A 20899-nucleotide genomic window follows, 5' to 3' on the forward strand; every position below is an offset into this window, starting at 1 on the left:
GAGATTTCCCTTTGCTTTAAGCAAATAAGATCCCTCAGAGACGATGAGGTTGATAGGTCCGAGGTGGAAGCGTGGTGACACGTGGAGCTGACGGATACTAATGGATCGATGACTTATCTATCTGATAAAAATCATTCGTGAAAAGATTGTACTCTTTCAAACAAGATGTTTCCTTATCCAGTTTTGAGGGTTCACCTCAAACTTTATATTGATGTGGTGGTGAAGGCGAAGAGGTCACACCTGTTCCCATGCCGAACACAGCAGTTAAGCTCTTCAGCGCCGATGGTAGTCGGGTTTACCCCCGTGAGAGTAGGACGCCGCCACATCATTTCGTAACCCTTCAGGAATAATCCTGAAGGGTTATTTTTGTATTGTGCGTTTCGTTTGGATTTGGTAAAGTATAGAAATATTGACATGAGCGGAAGGGGATGATAACGATGAAACTGTACGGAGCTCTACTTTCCTTAAGTTTGATATGGGGATTATCTTTTGTTTTTATAGAAAATCTGATCGGCACAGCCGGGGTGTGGGGCACTGTTTTTTTAAGATGTCTTGCTGGAGCTGTGATTCTTCTTCCGTTGGTTTTTATTAAGTGGAGGAAACATCAGCTTCCCCAATCAATCCCTTGGGGCGTATTGATTATTGTCGGTGTATTCAATGCGGGTCTTCCCTGGGGTCTGATTGCTTTGAGTCAGACCGTAGTGACCAGTAATACCGCGGCAGTTCTCAATGCAACGACTCCAATTATGACAGGTTTGATTGGTTTTCTTGTATTCTCGGTTTTGTTAAACAGATGGCAGTGGAGTGGAATTGTTATCGGTTTTATCGGCATCCTGGTATTGACCGGTTTTGAGTTTGGAAATATACGCCCCGATAACTTCATCGGTATTGGGACAATGATTCTTGCAACCTCGTGCTATGGGTTTGTTTCGCACTTTACACGAAGGCACTTACGTGGATTCGATGTGATTCTTCTGACGAGCATTGCCCTTCTCGTAGGAGCGATGGTTGGTCTAACAGGTATTCTATGGACACAACCTGCACTGCTCATCTCTATCGGGCAAAATATGAACGTTACTTTTACAATCAGCGTGATCGGTTTAGGTTGTGTCGGTTCTGGAATCGCTCATCTACTTTTCTATTATATGATCGATCGAGGGAGTGCCGAGTTTGCAAGTATGGTTACTTACCTTGTTCCGGTGACCGCTCTTTTCTGGGGGCACCTGCTTCTTGGTGAACCGGTCACAAGTCAGTTGATTATTGGTCTTGGTGTGATTTTTGCGGGTGTATATCTGTCTACGAGAAAACAACGTGTGAGTCGCTCATTTGTAGGGAAGAAAGCAAGTTAAGGTTCGTTTTTTTATGAGTGTGATAGAATGTGACTAACGATGCAGTTGAGGGGAAATGCTTATGAACCGTTGGGATTCCACACCGGTCATCCGCTTTTTCGGAGGTCGGAAACTTTTATTCATCTTAGGAGTACTCTTGCTGATTGGGTTGAACATCCTCGTCTTTTCAAGTGTAGGATTTATCTTCGATCCTTTCTTAGTTTTTGTTAAAACGGTAGCTTTGCCGTTAATTCTTTCTATTGTCGTCTATTATTTACTACGGCCGATCATCAATTTGCTTGAATCATGGAGAATAAAAAGGATATGGGGGATTTTGATTACCCTTCTAGCGCTGGTGGGGATTATCACCATGCTTGTAGTCCTTATTATTCCCTTTCTTGAAAAGCAGTTGATCAGTCTGGCTGAAGAGTTGCCTCGTTATTTACAAGATTTGATTAATACAATCGATGAGTGGTTAAGGAATTCAATTTTTTCAGCGTATTATACGAATCTATTTGAAGACGTGGATGGAATGTTGAATCAGATTCCTGATTATATTTCTTCTTATGCCTCTGAGACCGTAGAAGGAATCACGAATATCATTTCAACCGTGACGAATGTAGTCGTAGCGCTTGTGACATTGCCGTTCATTCTCTTCTATTTGTTGAAAGATGGGCATCGTCTCCCGTCATTTATCATAAGGATGTTCCCGCCGAAGGTCCGTCCAGAAGTATCCAGTGTATTCAAAGGCATTGACCATCAACTGTCGGCTTATATTCAAGGACAGATCATCGTCAGCTTTTGCATCGGTATTATGATGTACATCGGCTTTCTGATTATCGGACTGGAGTATGCTTTGTTACTCGCGGCTATCGCTAGTGTGACAAGTGTTGTTCCATACTTAGGGCCTGTCATAGCGATTACACCTGCGTTGATTATATCTATTGTGACTTCACCCTTTATGGTTGTGAAACTTGTCGTCGTTTGGACGATTGTACAGTTGTTGGAAGGGAAGTTCATATCCCCGCAAATCATGGGGAAAAGTTTGCACATTCATCCCGTCACCATCATCTTTGTTTTATTGACGGCAGGTCATTTATTTGGAATCGTCGGGATCATTTTAGCTATTCCTGGCTACGCGATTCTGAAGGTGATCGTATCACACCTCTATTACTGGTTCCAAAAGCGGTATAACCGGTTTGTAGAGGAAGAGAATCAATATAAGATTCAATAAAGAAGGAAGTGAGCTCAGTCACTTCCTTCTTTATTTTTGTAATTTAATTTCTTTCAAACGCTGCCGCTGTTCTTCCGGCCACCATGCCCCGCAGTCACTGGATACGACGCAGGCAGCACAGGTTTCGAGGTCATAAACGCGCATGCCACGGATGGGTGGAGAATAGACGTGCAAGGTCACAAGTGGTGTTGTACCTTCTCTGCCCATTTTGTGAATCCCTTTCTTAGGAGCGAAAAAAAGACTCCCATTGTCCTTGAATTCTGTGAAGAGAGGAGAAGGCAATGCTTCGCCGTGAGCCTGATAAACCGTTTGCTTAGTCGTCCCATTCATGACTTGGATCCAACCTGTGGAATGACCGTGATCGTGAGGCGCACACTCAATATCTGCCCAATTCATGACGATCATTTCCACGTGATCATCCTCGTATATCATTTGGCGGTAATAGGGCTTGCCTTCAGGGTCCTGCAAATAGGGGGCTAACTCATCTAAAGTAACTCCAAGCTCGATCAATGTTTTTTTCAGTTTTTCGGGTGAGTGTTCATCAAGATTTCTGAACGCTTCCTCGACACGGTTGATCATCCTCATAGACATCCTCCTTATTAAAAATGTTTCCTAAATGAAAATCTCCCCTGGACGAGCATCACACCTGCAATGATCAAAAGGCCTCCGAAAAGAGAGGAGGCAATGAACTTTTCATTCAGCAGAATGATGGCAGCGATTAGTGTAGCCAATGGTTCAAAATAGAGAAAGACAGAGACCTGTGTTGCTTGCATCACCTCTAATGCTTTCGCCCAATACCAGTAGGCGATGGCCGATACGAAAATGCCGAGAAAAAGTAGATGGGCCCAGTGTTCGGGTGAGAGTGAACGTATTTGGTCCAGCCCATGGTTCCTGATGAAGAAAGGAAGCGTCAAAAAGAACCCTGTGGTGCTCATATAAAAGGTCAGGACAAGAGAAGGTACAGGGACAGATAATTTTTTTAGGAGCACGGAATAGACAGCCCAGTTCAAAGTGCTTAAAATCATAAGAAAATAGCCGAGGCTTAAGGAAAAACTAAAAGCATGACCGCTCCCGATGGTTGTGATAATCAAAACGCCTGTGACGGCTATCGTGATTCCGGAAGCTTTCTTCAGGGTAAGCTTTTCCTGCAAGATTATGAAGGACAGAAAGACGGTAAACACCGGGGAAAACGAAATCAGCCATCCTGCATCGGATGCGTGTATGGTCAGCAGGGCTGTCGCCTGGATCACTTGATGAACAAATACTCCGAGGACCCCAAAGATGAGTACATGCGGAAGATACTTTATATGTATTTTCAAGGGGTATTGGAATAGAAGTATCATCATCAATAAAAAGATCGACCCAATTCCAAATCGGATGACAAGCAGGGAAAAGGGATCCAATTTTCCTAAAACGGCTTTGGTGGAAACGAAAGACACACCCCAGAAGGTAATGGAGAGAAATGCATAGAGAGAAGCGCCGATTCGCGATGGGGAACTCATAGACCGTGTCCTTTCCTCATATAGTCTCCTTTCACTATATGCGGGAAAAGGACAAGCATGAGACTCCGAGACTCTATTCTATCGTAACAAAACGATTGTGGAGTGACACTTTTTCGACGAATATTCTGATCGTTAGACAGGAAGTGTCGGCCAATAAAAAAAGTCTAAGGAATCCTTAGACTTTTTCAAATGATCCAGTATGTGAGAACGGAGAGCAAAATGGATGTCACAATCAATAAGAGCATTGGCTTTAAAGCCCGGTGTCTAACATCATGTAAACTTACACTGAGACCGAGACCAACCATGGCCATCGTCAAAATGAAAGAAGTTAGTGTGGAGATGGCATTCATGGCTTCTGCAGGCATCGTAAAAACGGATCCATTCACAAAGCTTCCGAATAGGCTCATCAGGATAAAACCAACAAGGAACCATGGGAAAGCAATGGATGAACGGCTTTCTTCTGTTCCTTTCTTTTTCATAAACCAAATCAAAAGCAGACTGAACGGTACAAGAAGAAAGACACGACTGAGCTTGGCGACAAGCGCCATTCCTAGACCTTCATCTCCAGCCGGTTCTCCGGCAAGGGCAACGTTCGCCACTTCGTGTAAACTGATTCCCGCCCACATGCCGTAAGCTTCTGCATCTACCGGGAGAAGGGGGCGGATGAGGGTGTATACAATGGCGAATAACGTACCGACTACGGATATGACACCTGCGCTGATGGCTGTGTCCTCTTCTTTGGCTTTCAAAATGGGAGTGACCGCAGCAATAGCTGATGCACCGCATATACCTGTTCCGATTCCGAGCAGTGCCATCATCGAGCGGTCGGCATTAAAGAGTTTTGCTAAAAAGAGCATAAGGCCGATCGCAAACACGATGACAACCGTTCCTTTTAATAAAAGAGGAAAGCCCTCTTGAAGGATAACATTGATATTTAATTTTAATCCGAACAAAATAATCGCAAGTCGCAATAATTTTTTTGCTGAAAAATGGATTCCTGTGCGAATGCTTTCTGGATAACCAAAAAAATGGCGGTACAAAACAGCAAGGAGAATGGCTGTCGCAAGAGGACCGACTTGATTCAACAGAGGAAGCATTGCGAGTAGAAATCCTACAGCTGCAACGATGGCTGTAAATCCGATTCCTTTTAGAAGAGGTTGATAAGAAGTGTGATTCATTGATGTACCTCCTTTGTTTCCTTCATCTATCATACGCTCCGGCTAGTTATTCGTAAAATAAAACTTTATAATGTTAATCATAGAAAAAACTGATGATTGGAGCGGTTCTGTTGGATATAGAAGCATTGAAAACCTACATCACAGCCATTGACGAAAAAAGTTTCACGAAAGCATCTGCCCTTTTGAATTTGTCGCAGCCTACGGTTAGTGCGCATATCAAAAATCTGGAACGTTTTTTTCAAACATCGCTGATTGATCGTTCACCGAAACATTTTGAAGTGACGCCTACAGGGGAGATGGTTTACCGGAGGGCGAGACAGGTACTCGGGTTGCTGGCCAAAGCCAAGAATGAAGTGAAGCAATTCCACGAGCAGGTGGGCGGGAATATCCATATTGGTGCGAGTTACACAGTGGGAGAATATATCATTCCTTCGATTTTAAAAGCTTTTGATGACATGTATCCAGCGGTCGAATTGCAGGTGCGAATTGCTAATTCTAAACGAATCAACAGGGAAGTGCAGCAGCATGAGCTTGATTTAGGACTTGTGGAAGGAAAAGTGACGGAGCAGGGGTTGAGTTCCATTCCATTCGTGGAAGATGAAATGGTCGTGATTGTTCCTGAAAGCCATCCTTTAAGAAAGTGTAAAGAGGTGTCTTTTCAAGATCTACAGGACCACACGTGGATCACCCGTGAAGGGGGATCGGGGACAAGAGCTATGCTTGATTATATGTTGGAATCATCGAACATCCGACCGAAAAAGACGATTACGATTGGAAGCAACCATGGAGTCGTCCAAGGAGTGAAGGAAGGTCTGGGCCTTTCTTTTATTTCAAAAACAGTCGTGGAACACACGGATGCTGCTGAGTTGATCATGAACCTTCCATATATTCACTCGACAACGCGATCCTTTTCCATCGTCACCCCTTCCAATGAAGAAGAAATCACAGAAGATGCTCAAGTTTTCATTCAGCACGTCATGGATTTATATGAATTGTCATAAAACCATTACATTCATTTGGACGGGGCTTTGTTATGATAGAAGGGAGAGGGAAGTTTGGTTTGGTCCATCGAACGATTACAGAACGAAGATCTTAGTCATGTGGTTAGGATGGTTAAAACATCGATCTTAAACATTTCTCCCCGGTTTTACACCCAAGAGCAGTTGATAGCTTGGGCGGAAGGGGTTAAAAATCATCCCCATTTTCATGAACGTTTTCTTAATGCCTACGCACTTGTCGCAAAGGACACTTCCAACAACATTATAGGTTTTGCCAGCCTTGTTGGTCCTCACATCGATTTTTTGTATGTAGCCTCAGAAAGGCAGGGGGAGGGTGTGGCCACTCAAATGCTCTACCTTTTAGAGGAACAGGCAATGAAAGAAGGTGTGAAGGTGCTTACGACCGAAGCGAGTGCCGTCGCGAGACCGTTTTTTCAAAAGCGAGAATATGCCATTAAGAAGGAACAGGTGAAATGGATTCGAGGAATATCGATAAAAAATGTGCAAATGTTCAAAAAGGTGCATAAGTAGTTGGAACTACGGGTATCGTCTTTTATAGAAAAAGTTGAAACGTTTGTACAGTCCCGTTCGTAATGAAGATGGATGTGTTTCTGTGCCAAATCTTATTTCAAATACTGAGGTGAAAAAATGAAGAGACTAGACCAGATTGTCGACTATTTGAAGACGCTGGGAGTTGAAGTCGAGAAGGTATACCGCGCACCGAAGGAAGAGACGAGATAAGCAGAGCTGAATAACACCACTCGAGGTATGCTCCTACATAGAGAAGCATACCTTTTTGCTGGGCGTTTTTAAGCCGGTTTCGTTATCTGTTTGAATATCGGATGTTTGGATTGGATATGTGCCCAAAAGACCCCGCCTGTCACCGAAATGAGCAGGCAGAGGAAAACGGCAGGGGCTCCATGGGAAGAGGCAAGAACACCGAAGATGGGGCCGGCCACCACGACTGACGTTTGATTGCAAAGCATGCGCAAGCTGGACATGCGGCCATGAAAACGGGAATCTGTTGCCATTTGCTGTACAGACTGCAAAAGTGCACGCACAAATGATGTACCCATGCCGATGAAAAGAAAGCCGAGAAAAGCCATAGGAACGAGGGTAGTAAAACTGACGATTGCAAGCCCTGCAGCGGTCAGCAGGAGCGACCATATCCCGATGCGGTTCTGACACTTTGCCCACCACCATGTTCCAATAAGTCCAGCAATTATGCCGCCGATGGAGAACGTGCTGTCGAGCATTCCGTAGACGAGCGCAGACTGCTTTAAATGTGAACTCGTATAGACGCTTAAAAATCCTAGAGTCGTGTGGAAGGTGAGCTGTCCGAGCATAAGCATGATGAACAATCCATAAAGTATCCGGTTTTGATGTACATAAACGAATCCTTCTTTCATCTCATCCCAAAAGGAGGAAGAGTCACTGCGATTTTTCCATTCGACCGGCGTGTAACGAATCATCTGGGTCGTTACTGTAGCACCCAAATATAAAAGGATGACAACAGACAACGAGGTTTCAACGGCTGCAAGTCCGGCCAACACCCCGCCGACAGCCGCTCCTGTTAAACTTCCTGCAACAGTAGAGGAGCCTGACCAGGAAAAGATTCGAGGAAGGGAGTCTTTTGGAAATACTTCAGCCACAAGAGCTTGTAATGACGGGCGGAATAATGATCCAGCCGTTTGCATGATCATATGGGCGGTAATCATCAACCATGGATGTTCGACCCCTCCCCAAAATGCTCCTGTTAACAAAACCAAACAGATGGTGCTTATAACACCCGCCAGGACCGCAAGTTTTTTTCGGTTGCTGCGATCGACCAGAACTCCGAAGATGACATTTGAAAAAAGTCCGGGAATGAATCCGAAGCTTACGAACAACCCTGTGTACAAAGCATCATCCGTCCATTGATATAAAAACCACGTAATAAGGACGAAGTACATCGCGCGACCACTTTCATATAAAAAATAACCACTCATCAGTTTTCTTGTATTTGCTCTGTCCATGTTCTCCCTCCTCTATCTACATTTATCGTACTCTTTTTTTAGTGATTTGGATAATATTGTATTATAATAAAAAGTGATAAGGAATCTTTATGGGGGGCTGTCGATGAAGGTCAATGATTATCATCTTTTACTCGATTTAAATCAATTTAGAACCATCCGAAAAACGGCAAAATCTATTTTAATCTCCCAACCTGCGATTACACAGCGTTTGAAATACATAGAAGAACACCTGGGCGGGCAAATCTTCCTCCGTACACCGAAAGGATTGCTTCCAACGCCTTTCGGGGAAGTTGTCCTTGCTCATGCCAAGCATGTGCTCCATCAAGAGGGTGTGTTGAAAGAAAAATTGGCACAAGTGGAAGGAAAAGTAGCCGGTACGCTTTCACTCGGAGCTTCTTCCTTATACAGCCAACATTTTCTTCCTGATGTCTTACAATCTTTCACACAAGCATTCCCTGAAGTGACGATCGATCTTGTCACAGGAGTAAGTGAAGAAATACGACAATCTGCCTCCTCCTTTCATATTGCCATTGTAAGAGGGGGACCAATCGAAGACTACGAATCCTTCCATCTATTGAGTGATCCTCTTTTTCTCTTAGATACCGTACCTATGGGAAAAGGGGAGCGGCCTCTAATTGAATTCAAAAGTGATCCAGGTTTTCAGAAGCTCATTGAAACTTGGATGGCAAGGGATCCTGGCATGTTGGTCAAACGTTCAATCAAGGTTGATCATTTTGAAACAGCCAAACAAATGATGAAGCGTGGGCTCGGAATGACGGTCCTTCCTGAAAGCATCATCAAAGAAGAAAAGGACGCCTACAGTTGTTTGCCATTAGAGACGGAGGGGCAAGCGATCGTCAGGGAAACTTGGGCATGTGTGAAGCCGGGAGGTAGAGCATTGCCCCAGGTTGAAGCGTTCCTTGAACACATTCGAAACGGGGTGAGTGAATGAATAAGAGAGAAAAGCAATTGGTCGAGGTAATCGATGAGTGGACCCCTTATGTCCGTCCGCTTTTCGACGCTTCCCCCTCGTCTGGCAACGAGTATTGGATCGGTGCTGGTGTGATCACTCAAAGCGTATGGAACAATCAATTTGGTTATTCCGCAGACTATGGCATTAGGGATGCAGATATCCTTTATTTTGACGCTTCCGGGACGCTTGAGGAAGAAAAGAATCTCGAAAAACAATGGAATGATGACTGCATGGACCTGCCTTTTTCAATTGATGTAACGAACGAGGCCCTTGTTCATCTGTGGTATGAGAAAAAGTTCAATCAGACGATCAAGCCGTACACATCTGTCCAAGATGCCATTAATACGTGGCCGACGACCGCTTCCTCTGTTGGGGTCAAACGAAAGCAAAATGGTGAGTATGAAGTTTATGCTCCTTTCGGTTTAGAAGATCTTTTTCAAGGAATCATCCGTCCGAATAAACGTTTAATACCAGAAGAAGTTTATTGGAATAAGGCTGAGAAATGGAAAAAGCGCTGGCCGGAGCTTACGGTTCTATCATGGTAAAAGGGTGGCACTTGCACGATGGGTAGAATTCATTTTATTATTAAAGTAATTCGTTCCAATCTTGAAGGGGATGTTCTACCGTGTCGGAAGAGCTCATGTTTGCTAGATTAGAAGAGATTCAACAAAATGAATTTATAAAAGCGGCCATTGATCATGTCGGTGCTGGAGTGGTTATAACGGATCCAGAGCAAGAGGATAACCCGATGATTTATTGCAACCAGGGGTTTTTGGATCTGACTGGTTATGAACGATGGGAGATTCTAGGACGTAACTGTCGTTTCCTGCAAGGGTATGAAACAAACCCGAACCATGTGGAACGGCTTCGTGAAGGTCTTTCCAAACAAACGCCTGTGCAAGTAGAAATAAGAAACTATCGTAAGGACGGTACGATGTTCTGGAATGAACTACATATTTTTCCGGTGTACATCGAGCAGATGGATCAGGTGTATTTCGTTGGTGTGCAAAAAGATGTAACAAAGCGTCGGGAACAGGAAGAACTGATTGCGCATTACTTGTCAGAGGTAAAAAGATTATCGACGCCGATTGTGCCCGTACAGGATAACATCTCTGTGCTCCCGCTTGTCGGAACCATTGATGATGACAGGCTTCAACAAATGCTTGAAGCGGTCAGTCACCATGTGAAAGAAACGAAAGAGGATTACTTGATCCTGGACATGTCTGCTGTGCACTCTTATAACGAAGCGGTTCATATGGGTATTTATCAGATGAATCAGCTTCTTGATTTAATGGGAACAAAACTCGTTATCACAGGAATCAAACCAACATTTGCCATTCAAAGTGCCCCTTACGCAGACTTTAGTGAACTGTCCCTTCAGACATACGCTACAGTGAAACAAGCCTTGGAAGTATTAAGGGAACAATATTAAAAGAAAAGTAAAAGCAGCGCGGCCAATGAATAAATGGCCGTGCTGCTTTTTTGTTTGAGCAGCGAAAAGAGTTTTCCAATATCTGTATGACCTGGTCAGGTACTAAGCGCTCTTTTCGTGTAATAAGTGAACTTCTTTAGTCGTGCGTTTGGGGAGCATGTGGAAAACGATGTTGAGCACGATGGCTGTTACGCTTCCTGCAACGATGCCGTTACTAGTAAGGATTTGTATGCTTTCGGGCAGTTTGGCAAACAATTCAGGTACAACTGTGACACCTAAACCCATGCCCACAGAACAAGCGACAATCATGGAGTTTTCATGAGATTCGGACATGACACGGCTGAGCATTTTAATGCCTTGGGAGATGACCATTCCGAACATCGCGATCATCGCACCCCCTAACACAGAGGTAGGGATGATGGTCGTAAAGGCAGCAATTTTCGGAATGAAGCCAAGGGCTATCAACATCGCGCCCATAACGAAAATAACGCGGCGGGATTTTACTCCTGTCATATGCATGAGACCGACATTTTGAGAAAAAGCGGTGTAAGGAAAAGCGTTGAACACACCTCCGAATAGAATCGCTATTCCTTCTGCACGATAACCACTGGCTAGATCTTTTTCATTCAATTTCTTCTCTGTCATTTCACTTAATGCGAAGTAAACGCCAGTAGATTCAACGAGAGACACCATGGCCACTAAAATCATTGTCAAAATGGCAGACCAATGAAAGCTCGGTGTCCCAAAGTAGAAAGGCTCAATCATATGGAAGGCAGCAGATTCATGGACAGCTGAGAAATCGACCCTCCCAAAGAGAGCAGCCACAAGGGTGCCTCCTAAAATACCGATCAGAATGGCTATGGAGCGCATGAATCCTTTTGTGAAACGATATAGAAGGATGATGAATAAAAGCGTTCCAAAGGAAAGAGCAAGATTGGCAGGTGAACCAAAATCTTCAGCCCCTTGGCCACCACCCATGTTATTAATCGCAACAGGAATTAATGTAATTCCGATAATCGTTACAACGGTCCCAGTAACGACAGGTGGAAAGAATCGGACAAGTTTCCCGAAGAAGCGGCTGATCAGGATGACGAACAATCCGGAAACGAGAATAGAACCGTAAATCGCCGAAACCCCATACTGACCCCCGATGGCGATCATCGGACCGACAGCGGTAAACGTACAGCCAAGGACGACAGGAAGACCGATACCGAAATAACGGTTGCGGACGACTTGCAAAATGGTAGCCACCCCGCACATTAATATATCAATGGCGACAAGGTAAGTGAGTTGTTCTGAATTCAGCCCAAGGGCTCCACCGACAATCAATGGAACGAGAATCGCTCCTGCATACATCGCCAACAAATGTTGAATGGCTAAAGCAGTTGTTTTCATGAGGATACCTCCTGTGTTTCAAACGTAATCGTACTGCCCTCAAGTGATGAAAGGGTAGCAAGTGATTCTACTTTTATTCCTTGGCGTCGTAAAAGGCGGCCCCCATCTTGAAACCCTTTCTCTATAACGATCGCCACACCGGCGATGGATGCTCCTGATTGTTCTATAAGGTCAATCAGCCCTTTCGCAGCCTGACCATTCGCTAGAAAATCATCAAGGATCAAGACATGATCATCTTCAGTCATGAAGTCTTTCGATATGGAGATTTCATTTGTTTCTTGCTTCGTAAATGAATGCACCTTTGATGTGTAAAGGTGGTCTTTCATGGTCAATGATTTTTTCTTCCTTGCAAAAATTGCAGGAACACCTAGGCTGAGTGCTGTCATTTGAGCGGGTGCGATACCTGAGGACTCTAATGTCAGCACCTTCGTAATCCCCAACTCTTTAAAGCGGCTCGCAAACTCTTCTCCAATTTCTTTCATGAGTACAGGGTCTATTTGATGATTCAAAAAAGCATCGACTTTAATGACGGACGGAGATAAAACTTTCCCCTCTTCTACGATTTTCTTTTTCAAGCAATCCATATCCAACACACCTTTCTAGGTTAAGTATTTATGTAAGCTCAATTACTGCTGTTCAATAAAAGCTCCCGTTTGTGGAAAACTCAGTTTCGAGATAATCCGGGGTTCGTTTGCCATATTAGGAGGCAGGGGTGGTTGGGAAGCCACTCGCTTTCCTGTGGGGGAGTGGCGAGCTTCCTCGGGCTACCGCCCTGTGGGATCTCGCCTATCTCCTTTCTCCCACGGGAGTCTCGCAGCTTCCCAACCACCCCATTCGATGTATGTGAGTAACGCCCCCCTTTACCAAGTTGGATTGTCTTCCACCCTCCCACTTTAAGAAGTATAAAGCGCTCTACATCAAGCTTTCATGCTCGAAATGATCACTGGGGATCGTTTATATTATCCCATTCACTCAATAAACATCTCGAAACTGAGTCTTCCACAAACCTGCCATTTAGTTGAACAATTAGAGCTCAGGGAACGTTAGAAACAAAAAAGCACGAAAAGCTTGTTTCCTCTATGGAAAGCAAGTCTTTTCGTGCTGGACGAAGACAAAAACAATGAAACCGTGGACAGGAAAGTCCCGGTGTCTTGTACTGCTTTTCATAGTCGGTTCATTTACGGTAAACCGGTAGAAACTTGCAGGCCATATCCCCGCGATTATATGAAAACTTATATTCGAATGATATGGATAGTATATCAGTTTATTGTTCGTAATCAACCCCTTTTTAAGAATTTATCGATCTATATTCGATGTTTTGTTCGTGTTGACAGGGTTGGATGTTTAGGAGATAGTGGATGGGAAGAGAGTTTCTCTTTTCCATAAAAAAATGATCGCCTTATGGTGGCTTCGTCATAGAAGCTGAAAAGGGAAGTTTGGTGAAATGCCAACGCGGTCCCGCCACTGTAATGGGGAGGTGCATAGATGACCCACTGTTTCATAAATGGGAAGGGCTGTGTGCTGATGAACCTGAGCCAGGAGACCTGCCATAAGGAAGAACATGATTTCCTACGGGAGATAGGAGGATGTTACGTGTATTGGATCTATCAAGAGCTTTTTTCGGTTCCATGAATCAAAGGGAGAATCTTATTTGTATTTCTCCCTTCGCGGGCTAATCATTTTCAAAGAGGAGGAACCCATTCATGGAACCTTTACCTGTCCATTATTCTAGAATGACGCAAACAAGATTAGTGCTGCCACCAGATACGAATCACCTGGACACCATTTTCGGAGGGAAAGTTCTCTCTTATATCGACGAAATTGCGGCACTGACCGCCATGAAGCATTCAAACTGTGTTGTTGTTACTGCTTCGATAGACTCGGTGGATTTTTTATCTTCTGCTAAGGTAGGGGACGCATTGACGTTAGAAGCTTGTGTGACGAGCACAGGGCGGACATCCATGGAAGTCTATGTAAAAGTCTTTGCTGATGACTTACTGCAAGGGCGAAAAGTGATGACGACAGAATCATTTTTAACGATGGTCGCTGTAGATGCTGAAGGGAAACCGACACCGGTACCGCCCATCTTCCCCGAGACAGAGGAAGACAAACGATTGTTTGAAACGGCTCCATCCAGGAGGGAACATCGAAAAAGCAGACCGGCGCTTAGATGACAGATACTTAATGTTTTAAAAACGAGTAACCAAATCCACAGACCCCATACTTTAGATGATGTCTTATAATAGTTGTGTGGACTTCTTCCATTCAAAAAAAGCAGCCCCTTCTAAAAGAAGCGGGCTGCTTTTATGTTCGTTTTAATGGCAAAGTACAGCATCGGAACGACCCTCCGGATTTGATGATTTCTGAAAGGTCGACAGGAATCACATGAAACCCATATTTCTCTAACTGTGTATTTAGTCGCTCGTTTTGAGGGAGGCTGATCACTTTACGGTTTCCAATGGAAAGAACGTTCGGTCCCATGGTGAACTGTTCCTTCTCGGTGACTTCAATCACCTTGTAACGTGCGGTGATGGCTTCCATGCTGTTTTTTGTAAAAGCAGGAGGATAAAGGATGGCAGTAGATTCATCGATCATGTTGAATACGCAGTCCAAATGAAGGATATCCCCTCTCAAAGGAACAGGTACAACCTGATGATCAGGAAGATGCGATTGGAGCTCACGGATTGCTTGACGGGATGTCCTTTTAGTTTCTCCGACCCACACCGTGGCCCCGTCTAACACAATATCTCCGCCTTCAATCGATGAAGGAAGTTCCTCTTCTACCTCGATGTTATTTCTTCTCGCCCATCTCCGCAGGACATCCGTTTCCTGTTTACGAACCTTTTCACTCATAGAGCCGATAAACAGATGATGATCAATCGTAAATCCGATATCTCTTGTAAACACCTGTTCATAAAGGTCCGGCTGACTTGGGAGTTGTATGACTTCAATTTGATGATCCTCTAAAATCTTCACGAAATACTCATGTTGTTGAAGAGCTGTTTTGACATTTATGTTTTGGTTTTTGTAATGTTTTTGAGTTTCGTTGATGATATCAGTGATTTTCATATAAGAGGGTTTGGCGACTACGACTTTTTTCAGCGGCGAATATTCGGTGTCACAATGAATACTGTTTTCCGAAGCTATTCCAACCATGATAGATCCTCCTTTTATTCATATCCCTTTTCTTCCCCTGGGGACAGCGAATAAAACAATAAAATATGTAATGTAAAGCAACCTTTACGTAAAGTTTGATTTACATTATACTGGAAGTAATTGGAGGGGTGGTATGAGAAACCGGCTTACGGAATATAGAAAAAAACATGGTTTGTCACAGGAGAAATTAGCAGAAAAATTGCAGGTATCACGGCAGACGATTATTTCGATTGAAAAGAACAGATATTCCCCTTCCTTACCGCTTGCATTTGAAATTGCGCGCGTATTTGGTGTACGAATTGAAGATCTTTTTATTTATGAATTAAAGGAGGGGGAATGAGGATGGATTACACTTCTAACGCTTTTAAAGTCATCGGTGGATTCTTCTTTCTAATAGGAGTTTTCTTAATTGTTGTGGGGACGATGGGCGGCGAATGGCCGTCTATGATTTGGACCATGGTTTCTTTAGGAGTTTTATCTTTCAGTATGAGCTACTTATACCCTCAGTTTAAACAGAAGGATGAACGCATGAAATGGATCAGGCATAAGGCTGTGTTTTACTCTTTCTTCATTATGATGGGGGTAATGGGGGTCTTCCACCTTATGATTTCGTTGCAAGTGGTCGTGCTCAGCGCTGTTGATTTACTCAGTGTCCTATTAGCATTAAACATTGTGACGGTATTTTTAACGATGGTCATCTTAGCAAGGCGATACTGAAAAAGGAGTGACTCAATGGACGCTCATGTTTCTTATCAGTGTTGCATTCGTTTATTTGTCTATTAAGAAAGATCGTAAAAGTTGCTCCTTAACAAAAAAAGGAATGGTAAACCTGATAATTTAATAGCGGCCGTTTCCTGGTTTTTATGGTCTTTGTCTATGTGAACAGATGATCCGTATTTCGACATTTCCCGGGAAATGTCGTGGGAATGATTTGTTAAGCGGGCGTACCGGACAAAAAGTTACATCCGAAAAGACATTTGCTGATACAGAATGAATTTTTGTACATAGGGTATGTTGTAAGGGAGTGAATCAGACAAGCATGGCATTGGCTTCATCCCGAGTTGTCAGGTATGATTTAGTTATAATAAAGAATCGGGAGTGGTTGGTTTGGCAGGTGTATGGAAACGTTGGATAAAAAACGTCCGACAGCAGGAATTGTTTGAAAAGGCGGATCGAATCGCGGAAGAGGCGCGCAAACATATTACAGACACGGATCGTGAAGCATCTTTTTCTTATGAGACGCTGAAAGTCATTAAAGATGAGAAATACCCGTCGATGTCTTTACCAGAATCTGAAGGTGGAGAAGGATTATCTTTATACGAATTCTTACTGATGCAGGAGAAGATTGCAGAAGGTGATGGTGCTGTCGCTTTGTCGATCGGATGGCACATGGGGATCATGATGGAGCTTTCTCAGGAGCAATTGTGGGACAAAAATTCGTATGACCGCCTTGTGAGTGAAGTTGTTTCAGAACAAAAAGTGGTAAACAGAGCGGCGACAGAACCGGCAACCGGAAGTCCGACACGGGGAGGCATACCGGAAACCAAAGCGGTTCGAAGTGGAGATGAATACATTTTGAACGGAAGGAAATCGTTCACTTCCATGGCAGAACATTTAGATTATTACATTGTGTCTGCTTATGTAGAAGACAAGGATACGGTTGGTTGGTTTTTAATTGACCGACATCAGCCAGGGATATCGGTTGATAAAACTTGGGATACGCTTGGAATGAGAGGGACAGCGAGTGATGACCTTGTGATGGACGATGTCGAGCTTCAGGAATCCGATCTTGTAGAACTGAAAAATGGGAGCAAACCTTCGCCAAAGGGATGGCTGCTTCACATTCCTGCCTGTTATTTAGGAATTGCCGTAGCCGCTCGAAACGATGCGATTGCTTTTGCAAAAGACTTCCAACCGAATAGTCTTGATACTCCGATTTCTGAAGTGGCGCACATTCAAGATAAGATTGGGGAAATGGAGTGGAAACTGCTTCAAGCCCATTCTTTCTTATATTCAATTGCGAGAAAATGGGATGAAGAGCCTGAACAACGGGGTCATATGGGAGCAGAACTTGCTGCTGTAAAGCTGGCGGTGACGAACACAGCTAATGAAGTTGTCGATCTAGCCATGAGGATTGCAGGGGGCCGTGGGTTATCCAAAACCTATGCCTTTGAAAAATATTACCGTGATGTACGGGCTGGATTGCATAATCCACCGATGGATGATGCGGTTGTGTCGATGCTTGCTAAGCAAGCTATTGCCGAAGACGATTAAAAAACCAGAGCTTTAGTAGCTCTGGTTTTTATTTATGATTAATCAGCGAGTAAGTCTGCGAACGCTTTTGCATATGGAGGCAGGTCAGGTGGACGACGGGCAGAAACAATGTGTTCATCTTGGACGACCGCTTCGTCGAACCATTCTGCACCAGCATTCATCATGTCATCTTTTATTCCCGGAGTACTTGTGACTTTTCGTCCTTTCAGGATGTTGGCAGAAATAAGCACCCAGCCCGCATGACAAATTTGACCGATCGGTTTGCGTTCGTTGTCCATGTGCTGGACCATTTCAATGACTTTATCATAACGTCGGAGCTTATCGGGAGACCATCCCCCTGGTACAAGAATTCCATCGTAATCAGCTGGATTGATGTCCTCGAATGCATAATCCGCCGTTGCAGGAACTCCATATTTCCCTGGATGTTCTTCGCCTGCTTTTTCACCCACAAGGTGGACGGTAGCTCCTTCCTCTTGGAGGCGAAGCACCGGATACCATAGTTCAAGATCTTCAAAATCTTTACTGACCAATTGGATGACTTTCTTTCCTTCTAATCGCATATACAACCTCCTTGTCCTTTTCACTATCCCCATTTTATCAGATGGTTACACCTCTTTCGAATCTTTGGAAACGACGAGAACCCACCAAATAAGCAAAGGTTGGAAGAGGAGGCGTATCCATAAAGCGGTCTGATTGGTTTCTTCGCTCCAAGGAGCTGGTATGCCATAAATGGCAGCATAAAAATTAGCAGGCCAGACGATGAATAGAAAAGCAGCCGTAGCGAACCCAGCCGCTCTCCGCGTTTGCGGGAAAACAAGCAGAAGGGCAAGGAGCCACTCCGTAATTCCTGTAACATATACGATAATTAATTTAAGCGGTACCCAGGAAGGCAGCATTCGGGCAAATCCATGATCATACATGAAGTGGGTGATTCCTGCATAAAACAGAGCGAGAGCAAATACATAAAGTCCGATTTGGCGTGCAATCTTCATAACAACGTCCATCCTTTCTTTCGTTTATCCATCCTATAAAATAGTTGCGTAAAAGCTCCCGATTGTGGAAGGCTCAGTTTCGAGATGTTTTCGGGGTTCGTTGCCGTGTTGGGCGTCAGGGGTGGTTGGGAAGCCACTCGCTTTCCTGTGGGGGAGCGCCGAGCTTCCTCGGACTACGTCCTGCGGGATCTCGCCTATCTCCTTCTCCCACGGGAGTCTCGCAGCTTCCCAACCACCCCATTCCATGTAAGTGAGAAACGAACCCCTATACTAAGATGTGGCGCGTCTTCTTCCCCAACGCAGGAGCAGGTATAAAGCGCTCTAAGTTAAGCTTTCACGCTCGGAATGACCACTGGGGAGAGTTTATATTATCAACTTAGCTTGAGCATACAAGCAGAGTTTCTGGGAAGTGGTTTCGAGTCACTCACGTGGTAAAGGGGCGGAGGGGAATGGGGAGACTCCTGCGGGAAAAGAGTGCTAGGTGAGACCCCGCAGGACGCAGTCCGAGGAGGCTCATCGCACTCCCGCGGAAAGCGACTCATTCCCCGTAGCCCCATCCTCAAAGAACATCTCGAAACTGAGTCTTCCACAATCCTGCCATATTATTGAATAACTTTTTATGAAAGTTCACTCAGAGCTGTAAAAAAGAAATGTATGCTGAGTTTGAAACTTTTTCTCCCTCTCGTACGTCTATTATGACAACCCGCGCATCTATTTGTCGGGTATAATAGATGGGAGGTTCCGCATAACGTAAGTGGGAATCTACCATTTTTACAAGGGGTCGAGAACATGAAAACACGTGTCAGTCTATGGATGTTGATCGTCGTTTTGTTTACAGCGTTCGCTTTGCCTTCGAGCATTTCCGCTTCGACAGGGGATCAGGGCATCAATGAAAAGTTGGGTCTGCCGATTGTCGTTTATGGAGAAGCCTTGTCTGAAGCACAGAAAGCAGAAGTGTCTGAGCTGCTTGAAGTTAACCAGCATGACCAGGTCGATGAGTTTACTGTCAATGGCCAGGATCTTGCCAATTATATCGGGGGAAACCCGAATTCGAATATGTACTCATCTGTCAAAATCATTCACCAGGATAATGCAGAAGGATTGAATATTGAAATCGTAACACCTGATAACATAACACAGGTGACGAAAGAAATGTATACAAATGCTTTGCTGACCGCCGGTGTGGAGAATGCGGATGTGCTGGTGGCTTCTTCTGTCAAAGTCAGTGGCCACTCTGCGCTTACAGGTATCTATAAAGCATACGATGCTAAAGGTGTGAAGCTTGATGAAGAACGGATGAAAGTCGCGAGTGATGAGCTTGATATTGCAACAGATATCGCTGAAAAGGAAGGTGTCGATCGGGATAAAATCAGTGAACTTTTGACCGAAATCAAGAAGCAGATTGCTGAGCAGGACCCAGCTACACGGGAAGAAGTGGAGCAGATTGTCCAAGATCAACTGCAATCTTTGAATATTGAACTGAGTGAAGAAGACCGTCAGCGATTGATCGATTTGTTTGAGCAAATGCGCAATTTGAATATCAACTTCGATCAGGTTCAAAACCAGTTGGAAGATCTGACAGGAAGTATCCAGGATTTAATTAATGACGATGGATTTTGGAACAGCTTGCGGAATGCCGTGCAGGACTTCTTCAAATCTCTGAGTAACTTCATCAACTCACTATTCAACTAGTAAAGGTTTTAATAATTTTAATAATTATCGCCAAACCAGGTCATCCATCGTGGATGATCTGGTTTAGTTTTTCTTTTTAAAAAAACTCCCGCTCCTTTGGTGGAGGGGAGATTCTTTTAGTTAGTGATGGTTTTGGTATCTTCCACAATTTGTTCAAACGGGACTTCTGTGTCCCCTTTATATTTCTTCATGACCATTCCTTCTTCGTTGATTAGGTAAAAGGCTGTTCCATGAATGACCTGGTCGTTTCCTTCCGTTTTTACAGCAGAAGTTTTGAAGCTCTCTTGAGCGAACTTAGCAATTTCTTCCTGCGTGTATTCGGTAATGAAGGACCAGTTGCTATGATCAACACCGTACTTTTTGCCAAACTCTTTTAATACTTCAGGTGAATCTACCGTCGGATCTACACTGAAGGATACAATTTCAGCATCGACCCCTTCTTCTTTTAACTGCTCTTGAATTTTCACCATATTACGGGTCATGGGCGGACAGACCGTATTGCAGTTGGTAAAGATGAAGTTCGCAAGCCAAACTTTTCCTTCCATATCATCGGTGGAAAAGCTTTCTCCCTCTTGTGTTGTTCCTTCAAAAGACTGGACTTCCCAATCCAGCGTATTCTCAAGTTCATTCGATCCGCAAGCAGCTAAAAAGACGACAATTCCTGCGAATAGGCTAAGTAATAGAAAACGTTTCATTTTGTTTCCCCTTCCGGACATTATGATACAGGTCT

Annotated in this window: 22 protein-coding genes, 2 rRNA genes and 2 riboswitches; of the genes, 14 read left to right on the forward strand and 10 right to left on the reverse strand. The window is 44.1% G+C overall.

Features of this window, described 5'->3' with window-relative positions; all coding sequences use genetic code 11:
- From BLS23_RS20205 to BLS23_RS20220, 4 genes are all read left to right on the forward strand, one after another.
- Positions 1-121 (forward strand): 23S ribosomal RNA (locus BLS23_RS20205); the annotation flags it as partial.
- Between the two features lie 91 nt (positions 122-212).
- Positions 213-326 (forward strand): 5S ribosomal RNA (gene rrf / locus BLS23_RS20210).
- 111 nt (positions 327-437) lie between these two features.
- Positions 438-1349, forward strand: coding sequence for a DMT family transporter (locus BLS23_RS20215; protein ID WP_089654813.1), 912 nt, complete (start codon positions 438-440; stop codon positions 1347-1349).
- Positions 1350-1410: 61 nt separating this feature from the next.
- Positions 1411-2562 (forward strand): AI-2E family transporter, encoded by a 1152-nt coding sequence (locus BLS23_RS20220; protein ID WP_089654814.1) that lies wholly within the window; start codon positions 1411-1413, stop codon positions 2560-2562.
- Positions 2563-2592: 30 nt separating this feature from the next.
- Here BLS23_RS20220 and BLS23_RS20225 read toward each other — a convergent pair whose 3' ends face one another.
- From BLS23_RS20225 to BLS23_RS20235, 3 genes are all read right to left on the reverse strand, one after another.
- On the reverse strand, positions 2593-3147 hold the full coding sequence (locus BLS23_RS20225) for a cysteine dioxygenase (RefSeq protein WP_089654815.1): 555 nt from the start codon (positions 3145-3147) through the stop codon (positions 2593-2595).
- A gap of 14 nt (positions 3148-3161) precedes the next feature.
- Complete coding sequence (locus BLS23_RS20230; protein ID WP_089654816.1) at positions 3162-4064, reverse strand: DMT family transporter; 903 nt, start codon at positions 4062-4064, stop codon at positions 3162-3164.
- A 185-nt stretch (positions 4065-4249) separates the two neighbouring features.
- On the reverse strand, positions 4250-5242 hold the full coding sequence (locus BLS23_RS20235; RefSeq protein ID WP_089654817.1) for a YeiH family protein: 993 nt from the start codon (positions 5240-5242) through the stop codon (positions 4250-4252).
- Positions 5243-5352: 110 nt separating this feature from the next.
- Here BLS23_RS20235 and BLS23_RS20240 point away from each other — a divergent pair, with 110 nt between their 5' ends.
- On the forward strand, positions 5353-6243 hold the full coding sequence (locus tag BLS23_RS20240; protein WP_089654818.1) for a LysR family transcriptional regulator: 891 nt from the start codon (positions 5353-5355) through the stop codon (positions 6241-6243).
- 54 nt (positions 6244-6297) lie between these two features.
- Complete coding sequence (locus tag BLS23_RS20245) at positions 6298-6771, forward strand: GNAT family N-acetyltransferase (RefSeq protein ID WP_089654819.1); 474 nt, start codon at positions 6298-6300, stop codon at positions 6769-6771.
- Between the two features lie 278 nt (positions 6772-7049).
- Here BLS23_RS20245 and BLS23_RS20250 read toward each other — a convergent pair whose 3' ends face one another.
- Positions 7050-8255: an MFS transporter gene (locus tag BLS23_RS20250; protein WP_089654820.1), complete on the reverse strand. Its 1206-nt coding sequence runs from the start codon at positions 8253-8255 to the stop codon at positions 7050-7052.
- A gap of 103 nt (positions 8256-8358) precedes the next feature.
- On the opposite strand from BLS23_RS20250, the gene BLS23_RS20255 reads away from it, so the two are divergent.
- From BLS23_RS20255 to ytvA, 3 genes are all read left to right on the forward strand, one after another.
- Positions 8359-9207 (forward strand): LysR family transcriptional regulator, encoded by an 849-nt coding sequence (locus tag BLS23_RS20255; RefSeq protein WP_089654821.1) that lies wholly within the window; start codon positions 8359-8361, stop codon positions 9205-9207.
- Positions 9204-9773 (forward strand): nucleotidyltransferase family protein, encoded by a 570-nt coding sequence (locus tag BLS23_RS20260; RefSeq protein WP_089654822.1) that lies wholly within the window; start codon positions 9204-9206, stop codon positions 9771-9773. The genes BLS23_RS20255 and BLS23_RS20260 overlap by 4 nt, the downstream gene beginning before the upstream one ends.
- A gap of 80 nt (positions 9774-9853) precedes the next feature.
- Positions 9854-10660, forward strand: a complete 807-nt coding sequence (gene ytvA / locus BLS23_RS20265) for a YtvA family blue-light photoreceptor (protein ID WP_341845061.1) — start codon at positions 9854-9856, stop codon at positions 10658-10660.
- 102 nt (positions 10661-10762) lie between these two features.
- Here the strand turns inward: ytvA and BLS23_RS20270 are convergent, their stop codons facing one another.
- Both BLS23_RS20270 and BLS23_RS20275 read right to left on the reverse strand, forming a co-directional pair.
- A complete protein-coding gene (locus BLS23_RS20270) occupies positions 10763-12055 on the reverse strand; it encodes a nucleobase:cation symporter-2 family protein (protein WP_089654823.1) in 1293 nt (430 codons plus the stop codon).
- Complete coding sequence (locus tag BLS23_RS20275) at positions 12052-12639, reverse strand: xanthine phosphoribosyltransferase (RefSeq protein ID WP_089654824.1); 588 nt, start codon at positions 12637-12639, stop codon at positions 12052-12054. The genes BLS23_RS20270 and BLS23_RS20275 overlap by 4 nt, the downstream gene beginning before the upstream one ends.
- A gap of 562 nt (positions 12640-13201) precedes the next feature.
- Positions 13202-13303: riboswitch (purine riboswitch) on the reverse strand.
- A gap of 137 nt (positions 13304-13440) precedes the next feature.
- Positions 13441-13621, forward strand: a riboswitch (cobalamin riboswitch).
- Between the two features lie 137 nt (positions 13622-13758).
- Between BLS23_RS20275 and BLS23_RS20280 the strand changes: the two genes are divergently transcribed.
- Positions 13759-14229: an acyl-CoA thioesterase gene (locus BLS23_RS20280; RefSeq protein ID WP_089654825.1), complete on the forward strand. Its 471-nt coding sequence runs from the start codon at positions 13759-13761 to the stop codon at positions 14227-14229.
- 130 nt (positions 14230-14359) lie between these two features.
- On the opposite strand, the gene BLS23_RS20285 is transcribed toward BLS23_RS20280, so the two are convergent.
- Positions 14360-15211: a dimethylarginine dimethylaminohydrolase family protein gene (locus BLS23_RS20285; protein WP_089654826.1), complete on the reverse strand. Its 852-nt coding sequence runs from the start codon at positions 15209-15211 to the stop codon at positions 14360-14362.
- Positions 15212-15344: 133 nt separating this feature from the next.
- Here BLS23_RS20285 and BLS23_RS20290 point away from each other — a divergent pair, with 133 nt between their 5' ends.
- The 3 genes from BLS23_RS20290 to BLS23_RS20300 all read left to right on the forward strand — a co-directional run bounded on the left by BLS23_RS20290 (position 15345) and on the right by BLS23_RS20300 (position 17485).
- Positions 15345-15551: a helix-turn-helix transcriptional regulator gene (locus tag BLS23_RS20290; protein ID WP_089654827.1), complete on the forward strand. Its 207-nt coding sequence runs from the start codon at positions 15345-15347 to the stop codon at positions 15549-15551.
- A 2-nt stretch (positions 15552-15553) separates the two neighbouring features.
- Positions 15554-15928, forward strand: a complete 375-nt coding sequence (locus BLS23_RS20295; RefSeq protein WP_089654828.1) for a hypothetical protein — start codon at positions 15554-15556, stop codon at positions 15926-15928.
- Between the two features lie 390 nt (positions 15929-16318).
- Complete coding sequence (locus tag BLS23_RS20300; protein WP_089654829.1) at positions 16319-17485, forward strand: acyl-CoA dehydrogenase family protein; 1167 nt, start codon at positions 16319-16321, stop codon at positions 17483-17485.
- 38 nt (positions 17486-17523) lie between these two features.
- On the opposite strand, the gene BLS23_RS20305 is transcribed toward BLS23_RS20300, so the two are convergent.
- The gene (locus BLS23_RS20305) at positions 17524-18045 is read right to left on the reverse strand and encodes a type 1 glutamine amidotransferase domain-containing protein (RefSeq protein WP_089654830.1); all 522 of its coding nucleotides are present in this window, start codon (positions 18043-18045) and stop codon (positions 17524-17526) included.
- Positions 18046-18090: 45 nt separating this feature from the next.
- The gene (locus BLS23_RS20310; protein WP_089654831.1) at positions 18091-18477 is read right to left on the reverse strand and encodes a DoxX family protein; all 387 of its coding nucleotides are present in this window, start codon (positions 18475-18477) and stop codon (positions 18091-18093) included.
- Between the two features lie 789 nt (positions 18478-19266).
- On the opposite strand from BLS23_RS20310, the gene BLS23_RS20320 reads away from it, so the two are divergent.
- Positions 19267-20169 (forward strand): DUF1002 domain-containing protein, encoded by a 903-nt coding sequence (locus BLS23_RS20320; RefSeq protein WP_089654833.1) that lies wholly within the window; start codon positions 19267-19269, stop codon positions 20167-20169.
- A 116-nt stretch (positions 20170-20285) separates the two neighbouring features.
- Here BLS23_RS20320 and BLS23_RS20325 read toward each other — a convergent pair whose 3' ends face one another.
- A complete protein-coding gene (locus BLS23_RS20325; RefSeq protein WP_089654834.1) occupies positions 20286-20864 on the reverse strand; it encodes an SCO family protein in 579 nt (192 codons plus the stop codon).
- Positions 20865-20899: the final 35 nt, after the last annotated feature.

Source organism: Halobacillus aidingensis (genome assembly GCF_900104185.1).
GTDB lineage: Bacteria > Bacillota > Bacilli > Bacillales > Halobacillaceae > Halobacillus > Halobacillus aidingensis.

Coding starts and splice junctions, on each gene's coding strand:
- BLS23_RS20215 (WP_089654813.1), top strand. CDS start 438: ATGAAACTGTACGGAGCTCTACTTTCCTTAAGTTTGATATGGGGATTA.
- BLS23_RS20220 (WP_089654814.1), top strand. CDS start 1,411: ATGAACCGTTGGGATTCCACACCGGTCATCCGCTTTTTCGGAGGTCGG.
- BLS23_RS20225 (WP_089654815.1), bottom strand. CDS start 3,147: ATGAGGATGATCAACCGTGTCGAGGAAGCGTTCAGAAATCTTGATGAA.
- BLS23_RS20230 (WP_089654816.1), bottom strand. CDS start 4,064: ATGAGTTCCCCATCGCGAATCGGCGCTTCTCTCTATGCATTTCTCTCC.
- BLS23_RS20235 (WP_089654817.1), bottom strand. CDS start 5,242: ATGAATCACACTTCTTATCAACCTCTTCTAAAAGGAATCGGATTTACA.
- BLS23_RS20250 (WP_089654820.1), bottom strand. CDS start 8,255: ATGGACAGAGCAAATACAAGAAAACTGATGAGTGGTTATTTTTTATAT.
- BLS23_RS20255 (WP_089654821.1), top strand. CDS start 8,359: ATGAAGGTCAATGATTATCATCTTTTACTCGATTTAAATCAATTTAGA.
- BLS23_RS20260 (WP_089654822.1), top strand. CDS start 9,204: ATGAATAAGAGAGAAAAGCAATTGGTCGAGGTAATCGATGAGTGGACC.
- BLS23_RS20270 (WP_089654823.1), bottom strand. CDS start 12,055: ATGAAAACAACTGCTTTAGCCATTCAACATTTGTTGGCGATGTATGCA.
- BLS23_RS20275 (WP_089654824.1), bottom strand. CDS start 12,639: ATGGATTGCTTGAAAAAGAAAATCGTAGAAGAGGGGAAAGTTTTATCT.
- BLS23_RS20280 (WP_089654825.1), top strand. CDS start 13,759: ATGGAACCTTTACCTGTCCATTATTCTAGAATGACGCAAACAAGATTA.
- BLS23_RS20285 (WP_089654826.1), bottom strand. CDS start 15,211: ATGGTTGGAATAGCTTCGGAAAACAGTATTCATTGTGACACCGAATAT.
- BLS23_RS20290 (WP_089654827.1), top strand. CDS start 15,345: ATGAGAAACCGGCTTACGGAATATAGAAAAAAACATGGTTTGTCACAG.
- BLS23_RS20295 (WP_089654828.1), top strand. CDS start 15,554: ATGGATTACACTTCTAACGCTTTTAAAGTCATCGGTGGATTCTTCTTT.
- BLS23_RS20305 (WP_089654830.1), bottom strand. CDS start 18,045: ATGCGATTAGAAGGAAAGAAAGTCATCCAATTGGTCAGTAAAGATTTT.
- BLS23_RS20310 (WP_089654831.1), bottom strand. CDS start 18,477: ATGAAGATTGCACGCCAAATCGGACTTTATGTATTTGCTCTCGCTCTG.
- BLS23_RS20320 (WP_089654833.1), top strand. CDS start 19,267: ATGAAAACACGTGTCAGTCTATGGATGTTGATCGTCGTTTTGTTTACA.
- BLS23_RS20325 (WP_089654834.1), bottom strand. CDS start 20,864: ATGAAACGTTTTCTATTACTTAGCCTATTCGCAGGAATTGTCGTCTTT.